Source organism: Anaerostipes sp. AF04-45, from assembly GCF_003461725.1.
GTDB lineage: Bacteria > Bacillota > Clostridia > Lachnospirales > Lachnospiraceae > Anaerostipes > Anaerostipes caccae.
The window spans coordinates 41177-57344 of the sequence record NZ_QTXQ01000010.1 but is presented as its reverse complement, the minus strand read 5'-3'; the positions used below and the strand labels follow the sequence as shown (position 1 = coordinate 57344).

At 45.6% G+C, this 16168-nt stretch carries 16 protein-coding genes; 10 read left to right on the top strand and 6 right to left on the bottom strand.

Annotated elements, in window-relative coordinates; translation table 11 throughout:
• The first annotated feature begins 4 nt into the window (after positions 1-4).
• The 3 genes from DWV34_RS14190 (at position 5) to DWV34_RS14180 (ending at position 2050) form a co-directional block, all read left to right on the top strand.
• Positions 5-1018, top strand: a complete 1014-nt coding sequence (locus DWV34_RS14190) for a permease (RefSeq protein WP_118476546.1) — start codon at positions 5-7, stop codon at positions 1016-1018.
• Between the two features lie 97 nt (positions 1019-1115).
• On the top strand, positions 1116-1868 hold the full coding sequence (locus tag DWV34_RS14185) for a tyrosine-protein phosphatase (RefSeq protein ID WP_118476545.1): 753 nt from the start codon (positions 1116-1118) through the stop codon (positions 1866-1868).
• Positions 1865-2050 (top strand): hypothetical protein, encoded by a 186-nt coding sequence (locus DWV34_RS14180; protein ID WP_006565597.1) that lies wholly within the window; start codon positions 1865-1867, stop codon positions 2048-2050. The genes DWV34_RS14185 and DWV34_RS14180 overlap by 4 nt, the downstream gene beginning before the upstream one ends.
• A gap of 41 nt (positions 2051-2091) precedes the next feature.
• On the opposite strand, the gene DWV34_RS14175 is transcribed toward DWV34_RS14180, so the two are convergent.
• On the bottom strand, positions 2092-2958 hold the full coding sequence (locus tag DWV34_RS14175) for an aldo/keto reductase (RefSeq protein ID WP_118476544.1): 867 nt from the start codon (positions 2956-2958) through the stop codon (positions 2092-2094).
• A 3-nt stretch (positions 2959-2961) separates the two neighbouring features.
• Positions 2962-4281: a replication-associated recombination protein A gene (locus tag DWV34_RS14170; protein WP_009290732.1), complete on the bottom strand. Its 1320-nt coding sequence runs from the start codon at positions 4279-4281 to the stop codon at positions 2962-2964.
• 162 nt (positions 4282-4443) lie between these two features.
• Here DWV34_RS14170 and DWV34_RS14165 point away from each other — a divergent pair, with 162 nt between their 5' ends.
• The gene (locus DWV34_RS14165; RefSeq protein WP_118476543.1) at positions 4444-5085 is read left to right on the top strand and encodes a hypothetical protein; all 642 of its coding nucleotides are present in this window, start codon (positions 4444-4446) and stop codon (positions 5083-5085) included.
• 53 nt (positions 5086-5138) lie between these two features.
• Here DWV34_RS14165 and spoIIID read toward each other — a convergent pair whose 3' ends face one another.
• The 4 genes from spoIIID to DWV34_RS14145 form a co-directional block, all read right to left on the bottom strand.
• Positions 5139-5414, bottom strand: a complete 276-nt coding sequence (spoIIID, locus tag DWV34_RS14160; RefSeq protein ID WP_022261237.1) for a sporulation transcriptional regulator SpoIIID — start codon at positions 5412-5414, stop codon at positions 5139-5141.
• Positions 5415-5474: 60 nt separating this feature from the next.
• On the bottom strand, positions 5475-6383 hold the full coding sequence (locus DWV34_RS14155) for a D-alanyl-D-alanine carboxypeptidase family protein (protein WP_009290730.1): 909 nt from the start codon (positions 6381-6383) through the stop codon (positions 5475-5477).
• Between the two features lie 174 nt (positions 6384-6557).
• Positions 6558-7514: a TIGR03943 family putative permease subunit gene (locus DWV34_RS14150; RefSeq protein ID WP_006565603.1), complete on the bottom strand. Its 957-nt coding sequence runs from the start codon at positions 7512-7514 to the stop codon at positions 6558-6560.
• A 14-nt stretch (positions 7515-7528) separates the two neighbouring features.
• Entirely contained in the window at positions 7529-8530 is a 1002-nt protein-coding gene (locus tag DWV34_RS14145; RefSeq protein ID WP_009290729.1) for a CobW family GTP-binding protein, read from the bottom strand.
• A gap of 269 nt (positions 8531-8799) precedes the next feature.
• On the opposite strand from DWV34_RS14145, the gene DWV34_RS14140 reads away from it, so the two are divergent.
• The 6 genes from DWV34_RS14140 (at position 8800) to xdhC (ending at position 16152) form a co-directional block, all read left to right on the top strand.
• Positions 8800-9558 (top strand): LytR/AlgR family response regulator transcription factor, encoded by a 759-nt coding sequence (locus DWV34_RS14140; RefSeq protein ID WP_006565606.1) that lies wholly within the window; start codon positions 8800-8802, stop codon positions 9556-9558.
• Complete coding sequence (locus DWV34_RS14135) at positions 9542-10999, top strand: GHKL domain-containing protein (RefSeq protein WP_006565607.1); 1458 nt, start codon at positions 9542-9544, stop codon at positions 10997-10999. The genes DWV34_RS14140 and DWV34_RS14135 overlap by 17 nt, the downstream gene beginning before the upstream one ends.
• A 42-nt stretch (positions 11000-11041) precedes the next feature.
• On the top strand, positions 11042-12316 hold the full coding sequence (locus DWV34_RS14130) for a VanZ family protein (RefSeq protein ID WP_022261236.1): 1275 nt from the start codon (positions 11042-11044) through the stop codon (positions 12314-12316).
• A 170-nt stretch (positions 12317-12486) separates the two neighbouring features.
• Complete coding sequence (xdhA, locus tag DWV34_RS14125) at positions 12487-14772, top strand: xanthine dehydrogenase subunit XdhA (protein ID WP_118476542.1); 2286 nt, start codon at positions 12487-12489, stop codon at positions 14770-14772.
• A gap of 11 nt (positions 14773-14783) precedes the next feature.
• On the top strand, positions 14784-15662 hold the full coding sequence (xdhB, locus tag DWV34_RS14120; protein WP_022261234.1) for a xanthine dehydrogenase subunit XdhB: 879 nt from the start codon (positions 14784-14786) through the stop codon (positions 15660-15662).
• A gap of 1 nt (position 15663) precedes the next feature.
• Positions 15664-16152 carry a xanthine dehydrogenase subunit XdhC gene (gene xdhC, locus DWV34_RS14115; protein ID WP_009290721.1) on the top strand — a complete coding sequence of 163 codons (489 nt, stop codon included), beginning with the start codon at positions 15664-15666 and terminating at the stop codon, positions 16150-16152.
• Positions 16153-16168 lie beyond the last annotated feature (16 nt).

Genomic DNA, 16168 nt, shown 5'->3' with positions numbered 1-16168 from the left:
TAACATGGAAACAATAAAATCAATGTGGGATTTCTTTCAGAACGAAATACTGGGAATGAATTGGCTGAACAAAATCATAAAAAATCTTTTAGAATCCCTTGGACTCGATACCTCATCCAGGGTCGGAAACAGTATGTTGTTCTTTCTATATGACACCGTAAAAATCATAGTGCTGCTGGGAATTTTGGTCCTCCTGATCTCTTACATCCAAAGTTACTTTCCGCCGGAAAGAACTAAACGAATTCTTGGAGGTTTACACGGTATCAGGGCAAACATCATTGCTGCTCTGCTGGGCACCGTGACTCCGTTTTGTTCCTGTTCTTCTATTCCGATTTTTATCGGTTTTACAAATGCGGGACTGCCTCTTGGAGTTACCTTCTCTTTTCTGATCTCTTCTCCTATGGTAGATCTCGGATCACTTGTGCTTTTAACGAGTATCTTTGGCGGAAAAGTAGCTCTCGTCTATGTACTTCTGGGACTTGTCATTGCAGTGGCAGGCGGCACCATGATTGAAAAGCTGCATTTAGAGCATCAGATCCGGGATTTTAACAAATCTGATCATGTCCCGGATGTGCCGCAGGAATCTCTGTGTTTTAAAGACAGAGTCAAATATGCATGGGAGACAGCAAAAATTACAGTAAAAGGGGTCACTCCATATATTTTGGCGGGTGTCGCCATAGGTGCGGTGATTCATAACTGGATTCCTGAAACCTTGATTATAAAAATTCTCGGAAAAGGGAACCCTTTGGGCATTTTGATCGCTGTGCCCGCCGGGATTCCTATGTATGCGGATATCTTCGGCACCATTCCCGTTGCAGAGGCACTGCTCTCGAAAGGCGCCCAGTTAGGTGTTGTCCTGTCCTTTATGATGGCGGTTACAACTCTCTCTCTGCCGTCTGTAATCATGCTGAAAAAAGCAGTCAAACCAAAGCTTCTCTTGATTTTTGCAGTCATCTGTACCCTTGGTATTATTTTTGTAGGATACTTTTTCAATGCATTCCAGTATCTGTTTCTATAGAGAAAAATGTCACGCTCTGTCCAAAATAACCCCTTGTATCTTCTTTCTCTTCCCATTAGAATAGAAGAAACAAATCTATTGTGCGGGAGGTTATCTTTTGAATTTTAATAACACACCAGTAAAAAGAATCCGGTTAGAACATGCATTTAATATCAGGGATCTGGGCGGCCTGGAAACAGCGGATGGCTCAGTCATCCGCTGGAACCGCCTGTACCGGGGTGACTGTCTTGCGTTCCTCTCCCCAGACGAATGGAAAAAGCTTGAGGACTGCGGAATTGTCTCTATTATAGATCTTCGGAGCAAATCCGAGACGCTCCTCATGAAAGATCAGGTTCCGGAGACAATGCAGTATTACCACTGTCCCCTTCAAAAAGAAGAAATTGACTTTGAAAAAGCAGCAGAATCTGCTTCCAAAGCCTTCACGAAAAGTCTGGCAGACGGCTATCAGAAAATGCTGTATGACAGTCCTGAGCTGATTGCCGGCGCCGTAAAAACCGTCGTTCAGTGTCTTAACAAAGGAGGGGTTCTCTTCCACTGTACCGCGGGGAAAGACCGGACCGGTGTTCTTTCTGCTGTACTCTTAACACTTCTTGGTGCTGACAGAGAAGACATCGTCGCAGAATATCAGGTTTCCTTTACATACAATCAGCGCGGCGTTAACAAAGCAGCCATGGAACTTCCTGACTATCAGTCCATGCTTCCGATGCTCGGCTCAGATGCCGCCCATATGGAACAGCTTCTTCACTTGTTTGAAGAACTTCACCTTACGTCCTATCTTACAGAACATGGACTGCCCGATTCTGAAATTACAAACCTGAAAGATCTTGTCTTGGAAAGGAAAGGCTCATGAAACAAAAAACAAAACGTATCCTGTCTATCCTTGTGATCCTGTCCATTTTTCTCGTCATAGGCCTCACTCTGTTTTGTGCATTTACCGGAAATGGAGCATTCTATGGTATGCTGGCGCTGATGTTCTTCTATCCGCTGCTCCTGTGGGTGCTTATCTTTCTATACAAAAAAAACAAAGACTGAAACAGAAGGTGCGTTCCATCCCCGGAATGCACCTTCTGTTTTTAAAATCCTACGACTTGCCTTGTTCTCGGAATACTCGGTTCCTCCCCGATCATCCCATAAGTTCTGAGCGTCGCGATCTTTTCCATATCGTCTTCCCCGATCTCAAAATCAAAGACATCTGCATTTCCGATGATACGCTCCATACTGGATGCTTTCGGCAGCGGGATCACTCCTTTTTGCATGATCCATCGGATACAAATCTGCGCCACGGTACGGTCATATTTTGCGGCCATTTCTTTTAACAGTTCTCTCTTAAATGCCTGTCCCTGGATCAGCGGACTCCACGCCTCCGGCACGATCTGGTTTTCTTTGCAGTAAGCAGCCATCTCTTCCTGCGGATGCTGCGGGTGAAGCTGCACCTGATTGACCATCGGCATAATCTTTGCATGGTTCTTTAATATTTCCAGATGTTCGATCATAAAATTGCTGACACCGATGGCTCTGATCTTACCCGCCCCATAAAGCTCCTCAAAAGCCCTCCATGTGTCAAGAATATCCTGCTCATAGTCATCCTTATGCTCGATCACAACCGGCCAGTGGATCAAATAGAGGTCAAGATAGTCAAGACCTAAGTGTTCCAGTGTTTTATCAAACGATTTCTTTGCCTTTTCATATCCATGATCTGCATTGGGGAGTTTGCTTGTAATAAACAACTCTTCCCTGGGCACTCCGCTCTCACGGATTCCTTTCCCCACACCTGCCTCATTGGCATATGCTGCTGCACCGTCTATGTGCCGGTATCCGGCCTGAATCGCCATTTTCACGCTCTCACAGACCACATCGTCGGGAGACTTCCATGTCCCAAACCCAATACACGGTATCTTTACTCCGTTTCTCAGCATATATCCATCCTGTAAACTGTCCATGCCTCATTCCTCCCTCAGGCTGTCCAAATATTTCTTAATATTTTTCTCATATCCATTCTCTGTCGGTTCATAAAACACGGTCCCCAGTAATTCATCCGGAAGATACTGCTGTTTGACATAATGTCCCGGAAAATTGTGGGCATACTGATATCCGATTCCCCGGCCCAGTTTGGAAGCCCCTTTGTAATGAGAATCCCTCAGATGATTTGGAACCATCCCGTTCTTTCTTTTCCTGACTGCTTCCAGAGCCTGATCCACAGCCATATAAGCCGCATTGCTCTTGGGTGCTCCCGCCACATAGGTCACCGCCTGGGCAAGAATGATCCTGGCTTCCGGAAGTCCGATCCTCTCCACAGCCTGGGATGCCGCGACTGCGACCTGCAGAGCCTGGGGATCTGCGTTTCCTACATCTTCCGAAGCGCAGATCATGATTCTCCGTGAAATAAAGGTAACGCTCTCTCCGGCATCGATCATTCTGGCCAGATAATAAACTGCCGCATCGGGGTCAGATCCCCTCATACTCTTAATAAATGCCGAGATAATATCGTAGTGGTTGTCCCCGCCTTTGTCATACCTCATGACCCGCTTCTGGATACACTCCTGAGCCACATTGATATCGATAACAATCTCTCCGTCTTCTCCCGGTTCTGTGGTAAGAATCCCAAGCTCGACGGCATTCAGCGCACTTCTTGCATCTCCCTCGGCCATATCTGCCAGGAAATCAAGGGCCTCATCGGTAATCTTGGCGCGATAAATCCCCATGCCCTTCTCGTCATCGGTCACAGCTCTGACTAAAAGTTTTTTAATGTCCTCTGGTTCCAGTGACTTAAGTTCAAAGACATTGGACCTTGAAATCAGCGCCTGATTCACCTCGAAATACGGATTTTCCGTAGTGGCGCCGATCAAAATGATCGTCCCGTCCTCCACAAAAGGAAGCAAAAAATCCTGCTGGGCTTTGTTGAACCTGTGGATCTCATCAATGAACAGGATTGTTTTTTTCTGGAACATCCCCAGTGCTTCCTTTGCCTCCTTCACGGCCTCCTGCATTTCTTTTTTGCCGGAAGTGGTAGCATTCATCTGCACGAAGTTTGCCTGGGTCGTCTGGGCAATGACTCTGGCTAAGGTCGTTTTTCCGGTACCCGGAGGTCCGTAAAATATGATGGAACTGAGCTTGTCCGCCTGAATCGCCCGGTAGAGCAGCTTGTCCTTCCCTATAATATGCTCCTGTCCCACGACTTCATCGAGGGTTTTGGGCCGCATTCTGCCGGCCAGCGGAGCTTCTTTCCTGCTGTTTTTCTGTCTTGCATAATCAAATAAATCCATAGCTCCTCCTTTTTGGTAATCTTAACATAGAGACCGATGAAAATCCACGCAAATTTAAGACTTTTTTTAGAAATAAGTCATGATTTTATATGCACGATTTGATATAATGTCACTAGTATATTGATAAGAAACAATAAACCAAAACTGCGTATTGGAGTTATTATGGGTAAAATATTAGTAGAAAAGCTTTCTTACACCGAAGTCAACAAAAATATCAGTCAGACAGAATACGAAAAGATACAGGAGGAACATCTGCTGTCCAGGTCTCCTGAAAAATACATGATAAGCATGCCCGTAAGAGTTTTGATGTTTGAGGGGCTTGAGAGAGAACCGAATATCCGTTACTATATTTATGAAGAAGACCACACAAACTTTTTCTTCATTCAGAATCAGACCAGCGGACATGTGGTCCATAAGACAAAGTTTTCCCTGACACAGGAAGAAGTAGAGAAAATTCTCAGCGGAGATTATCAATTCCTGCTGGACAGTGAAGAGCCGGCGATGAATTCTTTGTATTTCCAGTTCACCATCAACAAGCTCCATCCTACTTATAAAAAGGAGTGTACCAGGAAGATCTTTCACCAGAATCGTTTTTTAGATATCGTGATTGATATTTCTATAAAAAGGACACCGTTTGAGGGCTCTGACTTTTTTACTCCACAAAAGTTATACGCTCAGAAAAAGTCTTCGCTCAGGTGTCATACAAGACAGTATCTGACACTTTCAAAACCGGTATCCTCCCTGCTGAAGTTCAATGAACAGCTCCTACATAATCAGACGGGAAATGTCAACGCCGGCCGCTGACCCATAAAAGTGCTGCCTTCTTTGGCATACCGTATCTTAAATACAAAAGCAATTCACCCCTGAATTGCTTTTGTATTTTTTTTTATCTTCTCGTATTTTCCACGGGTCGCCATGCCGCCCCGTATGTGCCGCTCCGATTTGTTGAGATCCAGTACCTCTCTGGCCCTTCTGGCCAGGGACTGATTGATCTTTTCCAATCGTTCCGTCACATCTTTATGTACGGTAGATTTAGAGATTCCGAACACTTTGGCAGTTTGTCTGACTGTGGCTTTTTTATCTACGATATAATTGCCGACTTCTACCGCGCGTTCTTCAATGTACTCTTTCATAAAAATCCCCTGCATTCTCTGTTTTTACAGTGTATGCAGTGGAATATCCGTTTAGACTTCCTATAATTCTTGATATATAGATTCTGCGTCCAGCACGTGAAACGGTCTTGTCTGATGGTCTCCTCTGGCACCCGCAGTCACCAGTATATACCTCTTTCCGCGTATATTGACCCAGCTTGCCAGGCAGAGTCCTGCTTCTTTTGTATAGCCGGTCTTTCCGCCGAGAAAACTTCCGTTCGTTGGCTTCAGCTGGTCTTTATAATCTGTCAGAGTACTTTGCAGAAGAAGTCCTTCCGGATGCTTTTGTGTTGGTTCTGTCCGATACTGCATTGTCTCAAACACTTTTCTAAACCGGGGGTTTTTCAGAGCATACCGGAGAAGGATCTCCAAATCCTCTGCTGTTGAAACGTGCTTCGGATCATGCAGGCCGGTTGAATTAACAAAGTTTGTGTGCTTCATTCCAATTTCCCTTGCTTTCTGATTCATCAGCAGGGCAAACTTTTCTTCACTTCCTGCCAGATAATTTGCCAGCCTGAGACAGCACTCCGCTCCTGACGGCAGCATTGCTCCATAATAAAGATCTTTTATCTTTACTCTCTCCCCCGGCAGAAATCCTGCAACGGAGGCATGGCTTTGGGCCAGCGACTGAAAAATATCCTGGTTCATCAGGATTTCCTTTTCATCATTAGAAACAGATTCTACAGCCAGCAGAACTGTCATGATCTTTGTTAAAGATGCAGGATATATTTTCTTATTTCCCTGCTTATTCATTAGGATCCTGCCGGATTTTTGTTCTGCCAAAACCGCAGCATCGCTGTAAATCTTTTGATCTGAGACCTGCCTTAAGTTTGATACCTCCCTGAAAACGTCATCTCCAAATGGGATGTCTTTAGGAAACCACTCTCCGCCTTTTGCCCACAATCCTATGGCAAAAATGATGATCAGCAAGCATATTCTTTTTCTTTTCATTCTAGTCCCTCCTGTTTTATCCTTTCAGTTTTTTTCTAATTTTCAGTATAAAGATAAAAAAAAGAACCGTAACAAAAAAACCTTGTGTTGAGCATCATCCTGCCCCAAATAAAAAAGGGACAAACGTTCAGGCCAAACGGCCGACGTTTGTCTCCGTTTCTTACGATGTGCTGCTTAAAAGTAGATCAGCTTTTCTTTTGGCTGTGTTCCCTGTTCTATGCGCAGCGCCTTTAGAACAGGGCCCCTCTCTCCTCCGTACGCTTTATGGTTTTCCATACTGATTTTCGCCGTCAGCACGGCCCAGGAACCATCCTGTATTTTCTTCATTGTAGAGGACTTGACATGATGCATTTGACAGATGAAACCGATAAATGTTATGTCGTCCTCACAGCATGTCATAGCAGACCTGCCCGGCAGAATCAGCCCGGCAGGGATTCCATGAGGCCTTCTGACAAATACATTGGAAAGCTCCACCACTTTGCCCATATAAACATTGGGCCGCTCCAAAACGTCAATGTACCAGATTCCAAAATCATCCTCATTGACCCTGATGATCTCTGCCTCCGGATCGTACGGGAGCATCTCATTGAGTTCAAATTCTTTTCCGTCCGCCCGTTCAAATCCTACCTGCGCCCTCCGGCTGACTGCCTTAATACTCCTTCTATAGGAGGACGCATTGGTCTCATCGGTACAGCGGTTGAAAATGACCATATCCGCCATCTTGAACATCTCCACCATCAGAGACCGCATATTTTTTAAATACAGATCCGCAGTAGACGCATCCACCGTGACAATGATCTGATACAATTCCAGGTCTGTCTCATCGATCACATCCATGACATCCTCGATCTGATACATTCCATTATATTCGATCATAATACGGTCCGGATGGTAATTTTTCTCACAGTTTTCTACAAAGGCTGGGGTAAAATCTTCTATGTCATCTATCTGTAGAACAAAGGAATTACTCTCCTCCAGGAACTCTTTTTCATATTCTTCCTCCCCTTCTTCGAATGAAAGAATCATCGTCCGCTCACCGTCCGCAAAATATTCCTGGTTCAAAGTGTCTTTTATAAAAGAAGTTTTGCCGCTCTCTAAAAATCCCCATATCAGGTAAACCGGCATTTCCATAGTTTTTTACCTCCCTATTTAAGCCCAAAAAGAGCCTGGATTTTTTCCGTGTTGAGATCTGATCCGATGACACAGATTCTGCCGGTATAATCCGCTTCTCCCTGACGGATCTCGTACTCACCCGGCACCATGTCAAAATGCAGCCATGTATGATCCGGCCCTTCCACGATGCCTTTCGCTCTCAGAATCATGCCGAAATCATCTGACTCTGCCAGCTTCTTCAGGATCTGTTCCAGCATTTCTTTCTTATATTTGTGAGGTGTTTCCTCTCCCCAGCTTGTAAACACCTCATCCGCATGATGATGGCCGTGTTCATGGTGGTGTTCATCTCCATGGTGGTGATGATGCTCTCCGTGTTCATGATGGTGTCCGCACTCCGGACAGATTTCTTCTTCCTCAAACAGCTGCTTTTCCAGCTGGTTTCCCTCTTCCATCACAGAAAGGATCTTCTCTCCGTCCAGCTGTTCCCACGGCGTCGTGATCACGGCTGCCTTATAGTTATGTTCTCTGATAAGGCCGACGGCCTGTCCGAGCTTATCTTCCTTTACCTGACCGGTCCTGCTCAATATGACAGTTCCTGCGTATTCGATCTGATTATTGTAAAATTCCCCGAAGTTTTTCATATACATCCTGCACTTCTTTGCGTCTGCCACAGTGACAAAGCTGTTCAGTGAGAGATCACAGTTTTCTGCTTCCTTCTGCACCGCTTTGATCACATCGGACAGCTTTCCCACACCGGACGGCTCAATAATGATGCGGTCCGGGGAGTACTGTGAAACTACTTCTCTGAGCGCCGTTCCAAAGTCTCCTACCAGAGAGCAGCAGATACATCCGGAATTCATCTCCGTCACCTGGATCCCGGCCTCTTTTAAAAATCCGCCGTCGATGCCGATTTCGCCAAATTCATTTTCGATCAGGACAACCTTTTCCTGTCCCAGAGCCTCTTTTAAAAGCTTTTTAATAAGCGTTGTCTTCCCTGCTCCTAAAAATCCTGAAATGATATCTATTTTTGTCATAATTCTTACTTCCTTTCTTTGGATGATTGCATCCTGCGGCCGGGTCACATATAATTCTACTTATACCACAGTATTTTTTATTGTACTACTTTTTTAAAATATTTCAAATATCCCGAATGCACGGTCTTTGTCCTGAACGTAATCAATCCTTAAAACTTCACGTTCTGTCCCAGGTATCACAGGATATTTTTAAGACATTCTTGTTTTCTTCTCTTATAGTAGTTCCTGTATAGGAAACAAAAGAGATCAGGCAATCAGAAAGGAGTTTTATGTTAGAAATCATTCTCTGCGATGATGATCCTTTTATTTTAAAGATCATCAGAGAACAGGTAGAACACATTTTATCAGAGTCCATCCCCGAAGGCCGGATTGCATGTGTTGCCTCCGGCTATCAGGAACTGTTTCTTTATTTAAAGAAACATCCCGGTGAATATCTTTTTTTTCTGGATCTGGATTTTGGAAGCAATGAATTTAATGGAATTGATATAGCAAAACAGATCAAAAAAAGTTTTCCCGGCTCAAAGATCGTATTTGTGACGAACCACTATGAACTGGCACTCAATGTACTGAAATCCGGAGTGGAGCCTTTTGGCTTTATCGAAAAGACCACAGACATTATGAAAATGAACCAGTGCTGCTATCAGTATATCTATCTGGCCAAAAAAAGCTTTCCCTCTAAGGAATCTGAAGAGGATACAGAAACTGTCACTTTAAAAATCGGCACCGATGAGGAACTGTCACTTCCAAAAGCCGATATCCTGTATGTGGAGGCAGTCAAGACAAAGTCCCACTGTATCTGCTATCATACAGTGAACGGTTCTTCCATTACAGTCCGAGAAACAATCGACCATGCACTTGAGACTTTAGGAGCAGGCTTTATGAAGAGCCACCGCTCCGTCATTGTCCAGAAGTGCCATATGATCGGACTCTCCGATGGAATGATCAAGTTTATCAATGGGGATACGGTCCCCTGTTCCTTCCGGCAGAGAAATGAAATAAAAGGAGTCATATATGGAAAGCAAAGCTAAAAAAATCCTGTGGCTGCTTTATCCCGCAGTCATGGGGCTGATATGGTACACGCAGCTTCCGAGAATACTGTTAATGACTGGTACTACGGCTATGCAGTATTTCGTGATCAGCCTTGTTTCTGTTCTGTCTATCGCCATTTTAAATCTGCTGCGCTTCCGGCTCCCCGATTTTCTGCTGTTATTTACTGTCATTTTCATGGTCGTGTCGAAACCGGACTTTGTTGAAGGATTTTCAGATTTCCTGATCTTCTTTCTGATTTTTGGTATCGGCTACTACAGAAAAGAGCTTCAGAAAGGCAAAGTTTTGTTTTCATGGATCACATTTATCCTGTATGTGGCAAACCGTGTGTTTCTTCGGAATATTTATGACTCTTTCAAAGGTTTTTATTTCCGCTATGCAAACGGGCTTGAGACTGAATATCTGGTCAAAGCAGGGATCTTTATTCTTCTGTCCGCTGCTGTGGTTTTGCTGGATACCCTTTTGATCTTGCTGATCAGAAAAATTTTTGGAAGATATCTGGTTAAAATTTCAGTGCTGGAGAAGTCTTATCCGAAGATCGCCCGGAATTTTATTCTATGTACCGTTTGTTTATTTGTGCTGGCTCTGGTTTTTCAATATCAGCTCTCCATGTTTATGACACTTTTTTATACGGCGGATTATTCTGAATTTTATCACCAGATCATGAATTGTATGGATACGATAACAGTCTGTGTCCTGCTGATCCAGATCATCATCCTGGCAACTCTTCTTATGTTTTCCAAGTATCGTTTTACCATCGACGCAAAACGGCGCTATGAGGAAAACCTCCTTTTGTACAGCAATGATCTGGAGAAAAACCTGACAGAGATCAGAAATTTAAAGCATGATATGAAAAATATTCTTTTTACTCTGGGCCATCTGATTGAGAACAGCCATGATGAACCTCTGAAAGAATATTTTAAGCAAACCGTCAATCCTTATTTTCAGGATGAGCTTAAGAAAAATGATTTATATGCCCAGCTGCAGCAGGCGGACGATGAACAGCTCCGAGCTTTTCTATATTATAAAATCTCTGCCGGCTTTCGGGAGCACTTAGATATCCGCCTGTCGTTCGACGGTGTTTTTAAAGAAAGCCTGATCACAGACAGCATTGATTTTCTGGACTTTATCCGCATTTTAGGGATTTTTCTCGACAATGCCATGGAGGAAGCCGCACTTACCATGGACAAACAAATCGATATCCGGTTCGTTTCAAATAAAGATATGTATGAGGCTGTTATCTCAAACTCTGTCCGTAGGGAGAAGGAGGTAGTGCCCGGCTTGTCAGATAAAGGACTGGGCCGGGGCAATGGGCTGATGATCGTCCATAAGATACTGGAAACCTATCCTAATATTATTTTAAACTCCTATACAAACAACGGGAAATTCATCCAGCACCTTGAAATTACCAGATCTGAATGATCCCGTTTTGCCTGGTCTCCACACATAGCAAAGGAGATCACTATGAACAAAGAAAAACAAACAAAAGCAAACAAATATTTCAAACGATTTTTCTGGGCAGTATTTTTATTTTATCTGCTGATTTTGATCAAGATCGTTCTGTTAAAAGATACGGACCTCTCTGCTGTTCCAAAATTTTTGACCGGTGAGAAAAAGGGATTCCGCTCATTCAATCTGATTCCTTTTCAGACCTTTCTTAATTTTTCCCGTATTGCAGGGAGCGGGAATTTTTTGTGGAGCATATCAAATCTTTTGGGAAACAGCCTGATTTTCCTCCCTTTTGGTTATCTTCTTGCTCTGTTGAAAAGCCCGAAGATTTCTAAACGAAAGATTCTGTTCCTGTCGGCACTTTTAAGTCTCTTTTTTGAGACCAGCCAATATGTTTTTTATCTTGGTTCTGCCGACATTGACGACCTGCTTCTGAATGTACTCGGCGCTGCCGCGGGAATTCTCTGTTTTCATATTCTGACGGCTCTGTGCAGGAATGATCTGCACCGGATCTATCTTATCAGCCTGATCCTTGGACTCCTTTCATTTGCCGGAGCGGGTGCCATCGCCTATGTGGAATTCGGGAGCCGCCTGGGTCTCGTGCATTATAAAAGTACAGTCATAGGCGGGGAGGATATACCAAAAAAAGAGCCTGGTTATACTGGTTACTTTATGTCCGGAAGTGACAGAAAGCTCCGCTGCACCAGCGACACAGATGAGGCCTTCGGCGATCCTTCTGTCATAAATATCACCCCTGAGACAAAAGTCTTTCATTTAAGCTATGAAAAGGAGAAGACCAGTTTTCATCAGATTAATACTGTCTATAAGCGATACAGCTTATCCCAGCTGAAGTCTGTGAAAAAACATTCCAAAGTTTCTGTCTGGTTTACTAAAAATGGCAGGAATGCGGATATCATCGTTCTGTCTGACCCTGTCAATACAGACAGCGAAAGCGTCAAGGCAGACGGCGCTTATGTGGAAAAGAAAGAACTGAACGGCACTGTCATAAGTATAGGAAAAGAAACCTTTGTGATCAGCAAGATCAACACATACGATGACAAGAAAAACGGCGGACAGATTGCCGAAAGCACTGATATTCATATCACAGTAAAATATAAAAAAGATCTGAAGGTTACTGTCTGTGATGCCTATAATCAGGGAACAAAAACCAGCTGCCGGAAAGGCAGCTTAAAGGATCTGAAAAAGGACCGCAGTGTTCTTCTGAAAGGAACCGTCAGAGATAAAATATTTTACGCGGAATCTGTTACCGTATATATTTTTCACAAATAACGCTTTCCCTCTTTAATGCGTAAGCTGACTTTCGTTGACACATTGTACGGAATTTGGTACAATTTATTTACAATTAAAAGATCGTGGCCTGGGCGTCTCTGACAGCATTCTTTTACATAGAATGTTGTTAGAGAACGCTCAGGTATTTTATATTCAGAGGGGGACTGCCTATGAGAACTGTTGGTCAAAGCATAAAAAGAGTGGATGCTTACGAGAAGGTATCCGGAAGAGCCAAATTTACCGATGATCTGATCCCGAAGCATTGTCTCACTGCGAAAGTGCTGCATGCTCCCATTGCCAGCGGTATTGTCGCTTCTATAGACACAAGTGAGGCGGAGGCCCTCAAAGGGGTGGTAAAAGTCGTCACCTTCCGTGACGTCCCAAAGCATACATATCCCACTCCCGGCCATCCCTGGTCCGTGGATCCGTCTCACCAGGATACGGCGGACCGCCGTCTGCTGACCGGTAGAATCCGTTATTACGGCGACGATGTTGCCGCCGTGATCGCCGAAGATGAAGTCACCGCTTCCAGGGCTTTAAAACTGATCCGGACAGAGTACGAAGAATATGCCCCGGTGCTTCATCCCCGGGATGCCATGAAGGGAACCATTCCGCCGGTTCACGAAGAACATCCGGACAATATTCTTGCAAAGAGCAACTACGAGATCGGACATGTGGACGATGCACTCTCGCAGGCAGATGCCGTACTCAGCGAAAGTTTCCGCACCCCTATCGTCCAGCACTGCCACATTGAGCCGCCGATTTCCTATGCCTACATGGAAAAAGACAGGATCGTTGTCATATGTTCCACCCAGATCCCCCATATCGTGAGGAGAGTCATCGGGCAGGCCTTGGGCATCCCATGGGGAAAAGTCCGTGTCATAAAGCCATATATCGGCGGAGGCTTCGGCAACAAACAGGAGGTTCTCTATGAACCTCTCAATGCATTTCTGACTGCCTCTGTCGGCGGCCGTCCGGTGAAACTGGAGCTTTCCAGAGAGGAAACGTTTACAAACACCAGGACCCGCCATTCCATTGAATATGACCTGACGGCAGGCGTAACAAAAGACGGTAAAATTCTCGCCAAAGATATGAAAGCCTATTCCAACCAGGGGGCCTACGCCTCACACGGCCATGCCATCGCAGCCAACGGCGCTACCGCATGGCGCCATTTATATGATGTAAAAAATATCCGGGCCGATGCTTATACCGTCTATACAAATGCACCGGTAGGCGGAGCCATGAGGGGCTATGGTATCCCCCAGTTCTGCTTCGTATCCGAATGTCTGATGGATGATCTGGCCTGTAAAATTTCCATGGACCCGTTAAAGTTCCGGGAGCTCAACCTATATGACGGATATTATGAAGATCCTGTTTTAACTCCTCTCGCCGCAAACACCAACGGCGTCAGAGAGTGTATGAGGCGCGGAGCAGACTACATACACTGGGAGAAAAAACGCAGCTTATATCAAAACCAGTCCGGGAATATCCGGCGCGGTGTGGGCATGGCTTTGTTCAGCTATAAGACCGGTGTATGGCCCATTTCCCTGGAAATATCCGGAGCCAGGCTTATCCTCAATCAGGACGGGAGTGTCCAGCTCCAGACCGGCGCCGCAGAAATCGGGCAGGGTTCCGACACTGTATTTACACAGATGGCGGCGGAGGTCCTGGGTCTTTCCCCTGATGACGTCCACATTCAGTCCTTTCAGGATACGGACATTACCCCTTTTGACACGGGAGCTTACGCTTCCAGACAAACCTATATCAGCGGCATCGCCGTCAAAGAATGTGCCGAACTCCTGAAAGAAAAAATTCTTACCTATGCCAGGACTCTGGTTGCTGAAGAATATAGGGATCAGGAGCTTTCTCTGTATGATAAACAGATCCTGTGCGGCCGGAAGCCGGTCCTGTCCCTTGAAGAACTGGCTTTTCACAGCTATTACAGCAGGACTTCTTCTGCCGCCATCACGTCGGATGTATCCCGGCAGATCAAGAAAAACACCCTTGCGTTCGGAGCTTGTTTTGCGGAAATTGAAGTAGATTTAAAACTAGCTAAGATTAAGATACTCGATATCATCAATGTCCATGACAGCGGAAAGATCATCAATCCACAGCTGGCCTCCATGCAGGTCCACGGCGGCATGTCCATGGGCATAGGCTATGGTCTGAGTGAGCAGATGCTCCTGGATGAAAAGACCGGACGCGTACTGAACGGCAGCCTGTTAGACTACAAGCTTCCCACTATGATGGACTCCCCGGATCTCCATTTAGACTTTGTGGAACTTGAAGATCCAACGGGCCCGTTCGGAAACAAGGCTCTTGGCGAGCCTCCAGCAATCCCTCCTGCTCCGGCCATCCGCAATGCTTTTCTTCACGCAACCGGGATTCCGGTCAATGAAATCCCTCTTTCACCTCAGAGGGTATTTGAGGCATTAAAAAAAGCTGATTTGATATAAGGGGGAAATATATGTATGATATAGAAGATTATTATGAAGCAGACACCGTGGCAGATGCCTGTGATCTCTTACAAAAACATCCCGGCGCCATACTCATCTGCGGCGGCAGCGATGTGCTGATCCGTATCCGGGAAGGGAAACTGGCAGGCTCCAGCCTGATCAGTATACGGGGTATCAGAGATCTGCATGGAGTTTCCATGGAAAAGGACGGAACAATTTCCATAGGAGCTGCTGTCACCTTTCATCATTTGACAGAGGACCCGGCGGTCCGTCAATATATCCCGGTGCTTTCAGAGGCGGCAGATCAGGTAGGCGGTCCCCAGATCCGCAATATCGGCACCATCGGCGGAAATCTCTGCAACGGAGCCGTCAGCGCAGACAGTGCACCTGCCTGTTTTTGTCTGAATGCCCGGCTGAAGATTTCCGGTCCCGGCGGAGAGCGGATCGTCCCCATAAAAGATTTTTATCTGGGACCGGGCCGGGTAGATTTAAGAAACGGAGAAATACTGACCCGGATCTTCATCGACAAAAAAAATTACGAAGGTTATACCGGGCACTATATTAAATATGCCATGAGGAATGCCATGGATATTGCAGCGCTGAGCTGCTGCGTCCTGTGCAGGACCGATCTGTCTGCCCGGACACTGAACGATGTGAAAATAGCGTTTGGCGTTGCGGCTCCCACACCTTTCCGGTGCGTGGAGACAGAATCAAAATTAAAGGGGATGGCTGTTGATGACCGTCTTTACGACAAGATCGAGGAATCCGTCCGCACCGAAATCAATCCGAGAGATTCCTGGCGTGCATCCCGCAGTTTCCGCATCCAGATCGGAGGCGAGATCGCCAGACGGGCACTGCAAAAAGCCGTAAAACTCCAGGAGGTGAGGTAGTATGGAACAGCAGAAAAAACTTGTAACCTGTACGGTCAACGGGCATGAAGTGGCTGAATATGTAGATGTGAGAGAATCCCTTTTAGAAATGCTCAGAAACCGCCTTGGCCTGACTTCCGTAAAAAAGGGCTGTGAGGTGGGTGAATGCGGTGCCTGTACGGTCATTGTGGATGGAGAGACCATCGATTCCTGTATTTATCTGGCCGTGTGGGCCCAGGGAAAACAGATCCGCACTCTGGAAGACCTCATGGGACCGAATGGAGAACTCACAAGAATCCAGGAGGCATTTATCGAAGAAGGCGCCATTCAGTGCGGCTTCTGCACCCCGGGTTTTATTATGTCCGCCACAGTCCTTCTGGAACGAGGCGAAAAAAACCTGACTCGGGATATGATCCGGAAACATATGGCAGGAAACCTCTGCCGCTGCACGGGCTATGAAAATATCGTAAATGCGGTGCAGAAGGTACACAAGGAAAACCAATCCCTGTAAATTATCATGACATTTT

Coding starts and splice junctions, on each gene's coding strand:
- xdhB (WP_022261234.1), top strand. CDS start 14,784: ATGTATGATATAGAAGATTATTATGAAGCAGACACCGTGGCAGATGCC.
- DWV34_RS14130 (WP_022261236.1), top strand. CDS start 11,042: ATGAACAAAGAAAAACAAACAAAAGCAAACAAATATTTCAAACGATTT.
- DWV34_RS14190 (WP_118476546.1), top strand. CDS start 5: ATGGAAACAATAAAATCAATGTGGGATTTCTTTCAGAACGAAATACTG.
- DWV34_RS14140 (WP_006565606.1), top strand. CDS start 8,800: ATGTTAGAAATCATTCTCTGCGATGATGATCCTTTTATTTTAAAGATC.
- xdhC (WP_009290721.1), top strand. CDS start 15,664: ATGGAACAGCAGAAAAAACTTGTAACCTGTACGGTCAACGGGCATGAA.
- xdhA (WP_118476542.1), top strand. CDS start 12,487: ATGAGAACTGTTGGTCAAAGCATAAAAAGAGTGGATGCTTACGAGAAG.
- DWV34_RS14155 (WP_009290730.1), bottom strand. CDS start 6,383: ATGAAAAGAAAAAGAATATGCTTGCTGATCATCATTTTTGCCATAGGA.
- DWV34_RS14180 (WP_006565597.1), top strand. CDS start 1,865: ATGAAACAAAAAACAAAACGTATCCTGTCTATCCTTGTGATCCTGTCC.
- spoIIID (WP_022261237.1), bottom strand. CDS start 5,414: ATGAAAGAGTACATTGAAGAACGCGCGGTAGAAGTCGGCAATTATATC.
- DWV34_RS14175 (WP_118476544.1), bottom strand. CDS start 2,958: ATGGACAGTTTACAGGATGGATATATGCTGAGAAACGGAGTAAAGATA.
- DWV34_RS14145 (WP_009290729.1), bottom strand. CDS start 8,530: ATGACAAAAATAGATATCATTTCAGGATTTTTAGGAGCAGGGAAGACA.
- DWV34_RS14150 (WP_006565603.1), bottom strand. CDS start 7,514: ATGGAAATGCCGGTTTACCTGATATGGGGATTTTTAGAGAGCGGCAAA.
- DWV34_RS14165 (WP_118476543.1), top strand. CDS start 4,444: ATGGGTAAAATATTAGTAGAAAAGCTTTCTTACACCGAAGTCAACAAA.
- DWV34_RS14135 (WP_006565607.1), top strand. CDS start 9,542: ATGGAAAGCAAAGCTAAAAAAATCCTGTGGCTGCTTTATCCCGCAGTC.
- DWV34_RS14170 (WP_009290732.1), bottom strand. CDS start 4,281: ATGGATTTATTTGATTATGCAAGACAGAAAAACAGCAGGAAAGAAGCT.